The 12,013-nt window shown below is 29.9% G+C and carries 9 protein-coding genes; 7 read left to right on the top strand and 2 right to left on the bottom strand.

Translation table 11 applies throughout. The features are described from left to right. Positions 1–56 precede the first annotated feature (56 nt). The 5 genes from gdhA to ACTNBA_RS05565 all read left to right on the top strand — a co-directional run bounded on the left by gdhA (position 57) and on the right by ACTNBA_RS05565 (position 6,619). Positions 57–1,409 (top strand): NADP-specific glutamate dehydrogenase, encoded by a 1,353-nt coding sequence (gene gdhA / locus ACTNBA_RS05585; protein WP_207656739.1) that lies wholly within the window; start codon positions 57–59, stop codon positions 1,407–1,409. A gap of 233 nt (positions 1,410–1,642) precedes the next feature. Beyond that, positions 1,643–2,860 (top strand): BaiN/RdsA family NAD(P)/FAD-dependent oxidoreductase, encoded by a 1,218-nt coding sequence (locus ACTNBA_RS05580; RefSeq protein WP_441072975.1) that lies wholly within the window; start codon positions 1,643–1,645, stop codon positions 2,858–2,860. Between the two features lie 95 nt (positions 2,861–2,955). Beyond that, a complete protein-coding gene (gene cmk / locus ACTNBA_RS05575; RefSeq protein ID WP_441072974.1) occupies positions 2,956–3,618 on the top strand; it encodes a (d)CMP kinase in 663 nt (220 codons plus the stop codon). 58 nt (positions 3,619–3,676) lie between these two features. Beyond that, positions 3,677–5,596: a bifunctional 4-hydroxy-3-methylbut-2-enyl diphosphate reductase/30S ribosomal protein S1 gene (locus tag ACTNBA_RS05570; RefSeq protein WP_441072973.1), complete on the top strand. Its 1,920-nt coding sequence runs from the start codon at positions 3,677–3,679 to the stop codon at positions 5,594–5,596. Between the two features lie 159 nt (positions 5,597–5,755). Further along, on the top strand, positions 5,756–6,619 hold the full coding sequence (locus ACTNBA_RS05565; RefSeq protein ID WP_441072972.1) for a GNAT family N-acetyltransferase: 864 nt from the start codon (positions 5,756–5,758) through the stop codon (positions 6,617–6,619). A gap of 104 nt (positions 6,620–6,723) precedes the next feature. Here the strand turns inward: ACTNBA_RS05565 and ACTNBA_RS05560 are convergent, their stop codons facing one another. Then, a complete protein-coding gene (locus tag ACTNBA_RS05560; protein WP_441072971.1) occupies positions 6,724–7,920 on the bottom strand; it encodes a pyridoxal phosphate-dependent aminotransferase in 1,197 nt (398 codons plus the stop codon). Positions 7,921–8,003: 83 nt separating this feature from the next. Next, entirely contained in the window at positions 8,004–9,197 is a 1,194-nt protein-coding gene (locus ACTNBA_RS05555; RefSeq protein WP_441072970.1) for an aminotransferase-like domain-containing protein, read from the bottom strand. A gap of 388 nt (positions 9,198–9,585) precedes the next feature. On the opposite strand from ACTNBA_RS05555, the gene ACTNBA_RS05550 reads away from it, so the two are divergent. Then, on the top strand, positions 9,586–10,881 hold the full coding sequence (locus ACTNBA_RS05550; RefSeq protein ID WP_441072969.1) for a uracil-xanthine permease family protein: 1,296 nt from the start codon (positions 9,586–9,588) through the stop codon (positions 10,879–10,881). A gap of 105 nt (positions 10,882–10,986) precedes the next feature. Further along, complete coding sequence (locus tag ACTNBA_RS05545) at positions 10,987–12,006, top strand: molybdopterin-binding protein (RefSeq protein WP_441072968.1); 1,020 nt, start codon at positions 10,987–10,989, stop codon at positions 12,004–12,006. The last annotated feature ends 7 nt before the right edge of the window (positions 12,007–12,013 follow it).

Below are 12,013 nucleotides of genomic sequence, written 5' to 3'. Positions count from 1 at the left end.
TACAAAAAGTAAATTATATAAATAATTTTGTTTAAATTTTAGGAGGTATTGATACTATGGATACTAAAGCTTATATTGAGCAAGTATTAGAAAACGTGAAAAAAAGAAACAGCGCTGAACCAGAATTTATACAAGCTGTTGAAGAGGTTTTAAACTCTATAGGGCCTGTACTTGATAAGCACCCAGAATATGTAGAGTCTAACTTATTAGAAAGATTCTGTGAGCCTGAAAGACAAATAATGTTTAAAGTATCTTGGAAAGATGACAATGGTAAAACTCAAGTAAATAGAGGATTTAGAGTACAATTTAATGGAGCTATAGGACCTTACAAAGGTGGATTAAGATTCCATCCATCTGTTTACTTAGGAATTATCAAGTTCCTAGGATTTGAACAAATTCTTAAAAATGCATTAACTGGACTTCCAATAGGTGGAGGTAAAGGTGGTTCAGACTTTGATCCAAGAGGTAAGTCTGATGCTGAAATCATGAGATTCTGTCAAGCGTTTATGACTGAATTACAAAGACACATCGGACCAGATGTGGACGTTCCAGCTGGAGATATCGGTGTAGGTGGAAGAGAAATCGGATACTTATATGGTCAATATAGAAGAATTAGAGGAGCTTTCGAAAATGGAGTTTTAACTGGAAAAGGTTTAACTTATGGTGGAAGCTTAGTAAGACCAGAAGCAACAGGATTTGGAGTTACTTATTTCTGTGAAGAAATGCTTAAACATGAAGGAACTGACTTCAAAGGAAAAACAGTTGCAGTTTCAGGTTTCGGTAACGTTGCTTGGGGAGCATGCCAAAAAGTTGCTGATTTAGGTGGTAAAGTTGTTACTTTATCTGGACCAGATGGTTACATCTATGATAAAGATGGAATAACTACTCCAGAGAAAATTAACTACTTAGTTGAAATGAGAAATTCAGGTAGAGATAAAGTTCAAGATTATGCTGATAAATTTGGATGTGAATTCTTCCCAGGACAAAAACCATGGGGTGTTAAAGTTGACATCATAATGCCTTGCGCAACTCAAAACGATATTCATATAGAACATGCAAAACAAATCGTTGCTAATGGCATTAAATTTGTATGTGAAGCTGCAAATATGCCATGTACAAACGAAGCGGTTGAATACTTCTTAGCTAATGGATTAATAGTTGGACCTGCTAAAGCTGCTAATGCTGGTGGAGTTGCTACTTCTGCATTAGAAATGGCACAAAACAGCATGAGAATATCTTGGACAGCTGAAGAGGTGGATCAAAAACTTCATCAAATAATGGTAACAATCCATAAAAATGCTATGGATGCAGCTGAACAATGTGGATTTGGATATAACTTAGTTGCTGGTGCTAACATTGCTGGATTTATGAAAGTTGCTGAAGCAATGCATGCTCAAGGAGATATTTAATATTAAATTAAAATAGTTTTAATATTAAAGGAGGGAATTTTAAAATTCTCTCCTTTTTCATGTGATATGACAAGGATTTTAGTTTTAAATGTAATTTATTATAATTCAACTCTACTAATATACGTAGCATAAAATTTTAGTTATCAAAATAAATTCATTGAATAATTAGGAATTTTATATTAAATTATAATATAGGAATATGTTTAAAATAAAACAGAAGAGATGGTGATTTTTTGGCACAAGTAGTAATTGTAGGTGGAGGTCCAGCTGGAATGATGGCTGCAATAGCAGCGAGTAAAAACAATAAGGTCATATTAATAGAAAAGAATAATAAACTTGGCAAAAAACTGTTTATTACTGGGAAAGGTAGATGTAATGTAACTAATAATAAGGATATTAGCGAGTTTTTTGATTATATTCCAACTAATCCTCATTTTCTATATAGTGCTCTTTATACCTTTACCAATGAGGATACTATTAAGTTTTTTAATGAAAGAGGAGTTGAACTTAAAGTAGAGAGAGGGGATAGAGTTTTTCCTAGTTCAGATAAATCTTCAGATATTATAAAAGCCTTTGAAAAAACTTTAATGGAGAAAAATATTGAAATTAAACTTGGAATTGCTGTAAAAGAATTAAAAGTTGAAAATAATAAGATTACTTCAGTAATCCTTGATAATGATGATTATATAGAATGTGATAATGTAATCTTAGCTACTGGTGGGGCTTCGTATCCTCAAACTGGATCTAATGGTGATGGGTTTAGATTTTGCAAAAGTTTGGGTCATAATGTAGTGTCTATAAAACCGTCCTTAGTACCAATTGAAATTAATGAAGCTTGGGTAAAAGACCTTCAAGGTTTATCACTAAGAAATGTACAGCTTACATTATTAGATAAGAACAATAAAATTATTTTTAAAGAGCAAGGTGAAATGTTATTTACTCACTTTGGAATTTCTGGTCCATTATGTCTTAGTGCAAGCAGTTTAATAAAACCAGGTGAAAAGTATAAGATTATATTAAATCTTAAGCCTGCACTTAGTGAAAAAGAGTTAGATTTAAGAATACAAAAGGATTTTTTAAAGTATAATAATAAGGACTTTAAGAATGCATTAAATGATTTATTTCCACAAAAATTAATTCCTATTATGATTAATTTAAGTAAAATACCAGAAAATCAAAAGGTAAATAGTATTACAAAAGAACAACGTAAGTTTTTTCTAAATCTTATTTCAAATCTTACAATGGATGTAAGAGGATTAAGGTCTATAGAAGAAGCAATAGTTACATCTGGAGGCGTTGATACAAAAGAAATTGATCCGTCTACAATGAAATCTAAGGTGGTTTCTAACCTAAGTTTTGCTGGAGAAGTAATAGATGTAGATGCTTATACGGGAGGTTATAATGTACAGATTGCTATTTCTACAGGTTTTATAGCAGGAAGTAAGATATAAATATACAAGTAAAGTTATTATTTAGGAATTTATAGTTTAAAAACATCTATTTAAATTATAGATTGATAGTAACTATATAACTGAGGAGTGATACTATGAAAATATCAATAGCTATTGATGGTCCTGCTGGAGCAGGAAAAAGTACTATAGCTAAATTAATAGGAGAAAAATATAATTTAATGTACATAAATACTGGATCTATGTACAGAGCAGTTACTTTATTTGCAATGAGAAAGGGTGTTGAACCTAATCAAGTAGATGATTTATGTGAACTTATAGATACTTTGAAGATGTATTTTGATAATGATAACCTATTTGTTAATGATATAGATGTGACTGATGAGTTAAGGAGTATTGAAGTTACTAATAATGTGTCGAGATATGCATCTATACTAGAGGTTAGACAAAAGCTAGTTGAAATGCAGCAAGAAATAGCTAAAAATTACAATGTAATCATGGATGGTAGGGATATAGGCACAGTAGTACTTAAAAATGCATCCTTAAAAATATTCTTGACAGCTAGGGCAGAAGAAAGAGCTAAACGTAGGTATGATGAGCTTATAGCCAAGAATGTAAAAGTAGATTATAATAATATATTAGAAGATATAAAAAAAAGAGATTACATTGATTCAAATAGAGAAGTAGATCCTTTAAGAAAAGCTGAAGATGCAATAGAGATTGATACCTCTACTATGGGTATAAGTGAAGTAGTAGATGCCATATCTAAGTACATATCATATATAAATGTAGATAAATAGTCATGTGTAATATAAATTAATTTGTTTTATAGTAAATGGTATTAGAGGTGAGGATAATATGTCTGAAGTAACTCTTGCAAATAAAGCAGGTTTTTGTTTTGGAGTAAAAAGAGCAGTTGAAGAGACTATAAGATTGAGAGAAAAATATAATAAGGATATATACACATTAGGACCATTAATCCATAATAATGATGTTGTGAAAAGCTTAGAGGAAAAAGGTATTCATTCTATAACTCTAGAAGAAGCATATAATCTTAAAAAAAATGATGTTGTAGTAATAAGATCTCATGGTGTTGGCAAAAATGTATTTGACCATTTAATAAAGAATAATGTTATAATAGAAAATGGGACTTGTCCATATGTGAGAAATATACAACAAAAAGTTGAGGAGTATTATAACAAAGGATATAATATAATTATTGTTGGTGATGATAAGCATCCAGAGGTCATAGGGATTAATGGGTGGTGTAATGATACAGCTATTATATCTAAAGATGGCGAAAACATAGATGCAATTAAGAGCAAGGTATGTGTAGTTTCCCAAACTACAGAAAAGCAAAGTAATTGGGAAAAGGTTTTGAACAGGATAATATCATTAGCTAAAGAAATAGTAGCTTTTAACACTATCTGTAATGCCACAGAAGAAAGACAGGAATCAGCAAATAAACTTTCTAAAGAGGTTGATTTAATGATAGTTTTAGGGGGATATAATAGTTCAAATACTACAAAGCTTTATGAAATTTGCAAAAAAAATTGTGAAAATACTTATCATGTAGAAAAAGTAGATTCTTCACTTTTAAATATGATAGGGAATGAAAATATAAATAAAATTGGAATTACTGCTGGGGCGTCAACTCCAGAGTACGTAATTGAGGAGGCTATTAGTAAAATGAAAAAACAAAACGATATAAGTCAAGAGGATATGGACCTTTATGATAAATATTTTAAGGATACTAGCAACATATCTGTAGGAAGTATTTTAGAAGGTGAAGTATTTAAAGTAAATGAAAAAGAAGCATATTTAACTATAGGTACAAAAACTGAGGCTATAGTAACAGCAGAGGAATACTCTAGAGACAATGAAACTCCTTTAAATCAACAAATTAAAGTAGGAGATGTTATTAAAGCAAAAGTGATAAACAGAAAAAATTCTGATGGATTAGTTGTATTATCAAGAACTGAGGTTTTAAGAGCTGAACAACAACAAGTGTTAAAGGCTGCTTTTGATAATGGAGAGATAATAAATGTTCAAGTTAAACAAGAAGTAAAAGGTGGACTTGTAGCTTTATTTGAAGGAGAAAGAGTATTTATACCAGCATCTCATATAGAATTAAGTAGAGTTAGTGATTTGTCTAAGTATATAGGACAAAATTTTGATATAAAACTTATAGAGTATTCTAGAGAAAGAAATAGAGTTAAAATAGTTGGTTCAAGAAGAGAACTTTTAGAGAAGGAGAATGAAGTTAAAAAGGCTACTACATGGGCTTCTTTAGAAAAGGGTATGGTAGTTGAAGGTGAAGTTAAAAGATTAACTGCTTTTGGAGCTTTTGTAGAAATTAATGGTATAGATGGTTTATTACACAGTTCAGAAATGTCTTGGAATAAAGTTAATAACCCATCAAAATTATTTAAAGTTGGTCAGATTATTAAAGTTGGTGTTTTAGAAGTTGATAGAGAAAATAACAAATTAGCTCTAAGTGTTAAAATGTTAAGTGAAAATCCATGGAATAATATTAATGAAAAATATCCAACAGGAAATGTTGTTGCTGGAAAAGTAGTAAGATTTGCACCATTTGGAGCATTTGTTGAATTAGAAGAAGGTATAGATGGGTTAGTCCACATATCTCAAATTTCTAATGAGAGAGTTGAAAAAATTGAAGATGTTTTAAAAATTGGAGAGATCGTAAAAGCTGTTATAACTCAAGTAGATGCTGAAGGAAAGAAAATTGGACTTAGCATTAAAGATTTAGAAGCATAAAAATTTTTAGAAGGGGGCGTCGCAAAATAACTGATTAAGTTATGGAGCGATGCTCCTTTTCCTATTTTAAATAAAAATAAATATACTAAAAATGGTTATATTATTTAAATTTGGATTATAATATATATATAGATTCAAAAGTATGAGGTAGATGGATTTATGTATAGATTAGAAACATTAAATAATTCAAATTTAAATTTTATAAATGAGTTTGATATTACTAATGAGTATAAAGAAGAACTCATAGAGATTTGCACAAATAAGAATATATTTAAAAAACTTCTTTTGGGAAAAAATATAAAGTATATAAAATCTCAACAAAAATATATAGGGTTTTTATGGTATAGTAAACTTCAATATCAAGTATATAAAATACACTGTATAAAATTTATTCCTGAATATAGTACTTTTGAGTATTATAAAGAAGTCTTTAAGTTTTTTAATAGTTGTAATTCAATTATAATCAGCGAAAATAATAACTTGAATACAACTTTATTGATTGAACTAGGATTTAGTGTAGAAAGAGCTATTATTGAAATGGAAAGAGATATAAATTCCTATGAAGAACAGAATAATGATGAAAATATTTCTTTTACAACCTTTAAAGAAGGTAAAGATGAAAAACATAGGTGTTTAATTCAGAATAAAGTTTTTGATTCCGCTAATAGACAGTCTATAAATAAAGAGGATATTATATATGAAAAATATCAAAATTATTATATTCCAGAAGGATGTATTTTTATTAAACATAAAGGGGTTAATGTAGGGTATGGACAATTAATAAAAAAAGATTCAAAAATTTATATAGCTAACTTTGGAATTTTACCGGAATATAGAGGCAAAGGGTATGGAAAGAAGCTACTAAAATATATAGTAAATATAGCTCATGATCTTGGAAATAGTAAAATATATCTTAAATGTGATAAAAAAAATATAGAAGCTGTAAATTTATATATAGGTGAAGGGTTTAAAACAATTGATACTTACCATGAGTATAAGAAAGATAATATAGATTCATTTTAATATAATAATTAATGTAGTAAATATAGAACTATACTTTATAATTATTAAGAACAAATATAATAAAAAAGAAATTAAGTCATGAAACTTAATTTCTTTTTTGATTACTATTTTTCAATTTTTATATATTCAGCTAAAGCTCTTTCTAATATGTCCATTGCATCAGCTAAAGCTTCAGTATTTAAACAGTAAGATAATCTTATTTCATCCATACCAAGACCCTCTGTTGCATAGAAACCTTCTGCAGGTGCAACCATAACAGTTTTATTATTATAGTTATAGTCTGTAAGTAACCATTTTGCAAAATCCTCACCACTTTTTATTGGAAGCTTTGCTACAATATAAAATGCTCCAGTAGGTTTTTTGCATATAACACCTGGCATTTTTGAAAGCTTTTCAAACAGAATGTTTCTTCTTGATTCATATTCTTTTTTAACGTTAATAAAGTATTCTTTAGGAGTATTGATTAAATTTGCTGCTGCTAATTGTTCTATAGTTGGAACACATAGTCTAACTTGACACATTTTCATAATTTGACTTATAAGTTCTTTATTCTTAGAAGCTACTAAACCAATTCTTGCACCACATGCACTATAGCGCTTAGATATACTATCTATTAAAATTACTCTATCTTTAATATCTTCCATATAAAGAGCAGAAGTGTATTTTAATCCATCATAAACAAATTCTCTATATACTTCATCTGCAATAAGGAATAGGTTATTCTCTTTACATATATCAGCAAGCATTCTTATTTCATTTTCAGTGTAAACAACTCCAGTTGGATTTCCAGGGTTAGAAACCATGATTGCTCTAGTTTTAGGAGTTATTTTAGATATTATAACATCCTTTGCTGGTAGATGAAAGCCTTCTTCAGCTTTAGTTATAAAAGGTACTACTTTTACGCCAGCACCTTGTGCAAATCCTGCATAATTGGTATAGAAAGGCTCTGGTATAATTACTTCATCGTCTACATCACAAATTGCTGTTAATGCTAAAGAAATAGCTTCAGAACCTCCATTAGTAATAAGAATTTCATTAGATTCAAAATCTATATCCCATTCTTTATAATATTTAATAAAACTATTAATTGCTTCATCTATTCCTTGAGATTGAGCATATTTAAGTACATCATCTTTATAGTTATTAATTCCTTCCATGAATTCCTTTGGAGTTTCAATATCAGGTTGACCAATATTTAGATGATATATTTTTACTCCTTTACGTGTAGCTTCAGCTCCATATGGTGCCAGTTTTCTAATAGGTGAATATCCCATAGCCAGTATTCTTTTTGAAAATTCCATTTTAACTCCTCCTAAAATAATATGAATAAATATTTAAGTTTATTTATTTTCATTATTGTACTAGTATACATTACATATTGTTTCTATTTTGTATAATATTTATGAAGAACTTTACCTAATCTTTTTATTCCTTCTACGATTTTATCTTCTGGCATATTAGAGTAATTTAATCTAAAGAAATTTTTCTTTCCACCATTAGGGAAGAAAGAAGCACCAGGTACATAGGCTACATTCTCTTTTAGAGCATCTTCCATAATAGAAGCAGAATCTAAATCTTTTCTTAATTCAACCCAAGTAAACAACCCTCCTGAAGGATAAGTGTATTTAACGTCTTCAGGGAAATATTTTTTCATGCTATCTATCATTAAGTCACGTCTAACTCTATAAACTTCAATTATGCTATTTATATGATCATCTAAACTGTAAATTTTCATGTATTCTCCTGCGATAACTTGAGCAAAAGTATTACATTGTAAGTCTGCGCCTTGCTTAATTAAAATATACTTTTTAATTATTTCTTCTTCTGCTAATATCCATCCAAGTCTTAGTCCAGGACAGAAAGTTTTAGAGAAAGTACCTAGATTAATTACATAACCAGATTTATCAAAGGATTTAATTGAAGGAAGACTTTCTCCCTCAAATCTTAATTCTCCATAGGGACTATCTTCAATTAAAGGTATTTCATACTTAGCAGCTAGTTCAGATAAGCGTTTTCTTCTTTCGATATTCATTGTAATTCCACTTGGATTTTGAAAATCTGGAATAGTATAAATCATTTTTATATTGTGGTTTTCGTTTTCTAATGCTTTTTCTAATTCCTCTACAATCATACCATTTTCATCCATTGGTATTTCTAAGAATTTAGGACCATAAGCCATAAATGCATTTAAAGCGCCAAGATAGCTTGGACTTTCACATGCAATAGTGTCTCCTTCATTTATGAAAAGCTTTGCAGAAAACTCTAAACCTTGCTGAGAACCATTAGTTAGCATAACATTTGAAGTATCGCATTTTACTCCTGTAGGCGCTATTCTTTCTTTTACAATTATTTCTCTCAAAGGCATGTAACCATCAGTAGAAGCATATTGTAGAGCTATTTGGCCTTTTTCTTTTATAACCTTTGATGCTACTTCGTTTAGTTTATCTAAAGGAAATAATTCAGGTGCTGGTAATCCACCTGCAAAAGAAATAATTTCTGGCTTTTCAGTCAATTTCAAAAGTTCTCTTATTTCAGACGCTTTTAAATTTGAAGTCCTATTCGCATAACGTATATTCATATATACACCCCCCATAATTATGTTTTAAAATTAATTATACTATTCATCTTATGTACCATGATTTTATTATAACTTATTTGCATGTTTTTTCAAGATATTTTAATATAGTGGAAAGAGTAATAAAATAAATCTTAAAAATACTTGTTATTTGAGTGAAGAAGTAGTATAATAACTTAAAGAATAAATTAAATAATTAAATATTTCTTTAAATCAGTCCAGAGAGGCTGGCAAGAAGGTAGATATAATTACAGGACACACTATATTTATGTATATAACTTCTTGCGAAAGTAAGAAGTTTTTTTATTTATATACCTTTTAATCAGTACTGAGATACTGAAAGGGGAGAAAGAAATTTCTCCTAATATTAAAAATATTAAGGAGGCTTTATATGTCAGAAATAACATTTAAAAAAGAAGCAGAAGAAACTTTGGCAAAGAGATCTATTAAGGAAGAGACTAAAAGAATGGTACTTGCTATGCAGCATTTAATTGCTATGTTTGGTGCAACGGTTCTAGTACCTGTACTTACAGGACTTGACCCTTCAGTTGCTCTTGTTGCAGCAGGATGTGGTACTTTGATATTTCACCTTTGTACAAAAGGAAAAGTTCCAGTATTCCTTGGTTCTTCCTTCGCATTTATACCAGTAATAATAGCTGCAGGAGAATTAAATGGTGGAAATTTAGCGTATGCACAAGGCGGATTGTTAGTTGCAGGATTTATTTATGTAATAATTTCATTTCTTGTTAAGAAAATTGGTGTAACCACTATAAAAAGACTCCTTCCAGCCCAAGTGGTAGGACCTATGATAATAGTTATAGGATTGAACCTTGTACCTACAGCTATAGGAATGGCTAGTGAAAATTTTATTATAGCAGGGATAACTTTAGCTATAGCACTATCCATTAACTTATTTGGGAAAGGTTTTTCAAAACAGTTAGCTATACTTATTGCAGTATCATCAGGGTATATACTTTCATTGATTTTTAATATAGTAGATACTAGCATAATATCTAAATCAGCATATATAGCGGTACCTAGCTTCACACTGCCTAAATTTGATATGGCATCTATACTTGTAATTGCACCAGTGGTGTTAGCAGTACTAATGGAGCACGTTGGTGATATTACTACAAATGGGCAAGTAGTTGGTAAAAACTTCATTGAAGATCCCGGTCTTAATAGAACTTTATTAGGAGATGGACTTGCAACTATGTTTTCTGCATTTATTGGAGGGCCAGCCAATACAACTTATGGAGAGAATACTGGAGTTTTAGCATTAACAAAGAACTATGATCCATCAATAATAAGAATTACAGCAATATTTGCTATAATCCTAGGTTTTGTAGCTAAATTAGGAGGATTACTATTATCTATACCTAGTGCTGTTATGGGTGGTATTAGTATCATGTTATTTGGAATGATTTCATTAATAGGATTTAAAACTATTAAAAATGGAGATGTAACTTTTGATTGGAAAAACATTGTAGTAATAGCTACTATAATAATAATTGGTCTTGGTACTACTAATTTAGAAAAATACACTGGTATATCAATTGGAATTCCAGTTGGTGCATCTGTTAAAATAACAGGCGTAAGCTTAGCAGCTCTTGTAGGGGTTATACTAAATATGATTTTAAATTTTAAAAGTGAAAAAGAAGAAAATAGAAATGAATATGTAGCTTAACTATGCATTCATTGGAATACCACTTAATACAAAGATTATGTATTAGGTGGTATTTTTTTACATCTGATGATATAATATAATAAAATATAACATGGGGGTGTGACAATGAAAAAAGTTAAAGTTGAAGATGCTATTGGGATGGTGGTGGCCCACGATTTAACTAAGATCGTACCGGGGGAATTCAAGGGTGCTGCTTTTAAAAAAGGACATATAATAGAAGTAAAAGATATAGAAGAGTTGAAGTTTATAGGGAAAAATCACATTTGTATTATTGAAATGAATTCAGAAATGCTTCATGAAGACCAAGCAGCTTTAGAGTTAGGACAAGCAATTGGAGGAGAAAATACCTACCTTAAATCACCTAGTGAGGGAAAAGTAAATATTTTAGCTGCTCGGGATGGGCTTTTGAAAATTAACACTAGTTTGTTATATGAAATTAATTATATTAAAGACATTGTAGTAAGTACATTACACAATAATACTGTTGTAGAAAAGGATACAATTGTTTCTGCTACAAAAGTAACACCGTTAGTTGTAGAAAAAAGATATATCAATCAAGTTAAGGATATATTAAGAAATGTATCAGGGATTATAGACATAATACCTTTTAAAGTTCAGAAGGTAGGAATCGTTATTACTGGTACGGAAGTTTATGAAGGCATCATTACTGATAAATTTGCTCCAATACTTAAGGAAAAGGTTAGTAATTACAAAGCTATTGTTGAAGATGTCATATTTGTTCCAGATGACTTAGAAAAAATAACTAATGCTATAGAGATATTTAAGTCTAGAGGATGCAGTTTAATAATATGCAGTGGGGGAATGTCAGTAGATGCAGATGATTTAACACCTGTAGCTATTGAAAAAGTAGCTTCAGAGATAATTACCTATGGATCTCCAGTAATACCAGGAGCTATGTTTATGTTAGCATATAGTAATGATATAACTTATGTGGGGATTCCAGCTTGTGGAATGTTCTCTAAAATAACTGTATTTGATGTTTTACTTCCTAGGATAATGGCAATGGATAAAATTGGTAAGAGGGAAATAAGTGAGTTATCTCACGGAGGGCTTTGCTTGAAATGTAATATATGTCATTATCCAATTTGTCCATTTGGGAAATAGGGAGGTA

Source organism: Clostridium sulfidigenes, assembly GCF_052067195.1.
Classification (GTDB): domain Bacteria; phylum Bacillota; class Clostridia; order Clostridiales; family Clostridiaceae; genus Clostridium_J; species Clostridium_J sulfidigenes.
The sequence above is the reverse complement of the archived record's forward strand: the minus strand, read 5'-3'. Positions and strand labels throughout refer to the sequence as shown.

Bases quoted from the DNA above. Each gene is read 5' to 3' on its own strand.
- ACTNBA_RS05565 (WP_441072972.1), top strand. From the start codon at position 5,756: ATGTATAGATTAGAAACATTAAATAATTCAAATTTAAATTTTATAAAT.
- gdhA (WP_207656739.1), top strand. From the start codon at position 57: ATGGATACTAAAGCTTATATTGAGCAAGTATTAGAAAACGTGAAAAAA.
- ACTNBA_RS05570 (WP_441072973.1), top strand. From the start codon at position 3,677: ATGTCTGAAGTAACTCTTGCAAATAAAGCAGGTTTTTGTTTTGGAGTA.
- ACTNBA_RS05545 (WP_441072968.1), top strand. From the start codon at position 10,987: ATGAAAAAAGTTAAAGTTGAAGATGCTATTGGGATGGTGGTGGCCCAC.
- ACTNBA_RS05550 (WP_441072969.1), top strand. From the start codon at position 9,586: ATGTCAGAAATAACATTTAAAAAAGAAGCAGAAGAAACTTTGGCAAAG.
- ACTNBA_RS05555 (WP_441072970.1), bottom strand. From the start codon at position 9,197: ATGAATATACGTTATGCGAATAGGACTTCAAATTTAAAAGCGTCTGAA.
- cmk (WP_441072974.1), top strand. From the start codon at position 2,956: ATGAAAATATCAATAGCTATTGATGGTCCTGCTGGAGCAGGAAAAAGT.
- ACTNBA_RS05560 (WP_441072971.1), bottom strand. From the start codon at position 7,920: ATGGAATTTTCAAAAAGAATACTGGCTATGGGATATTCACCTATTAGA.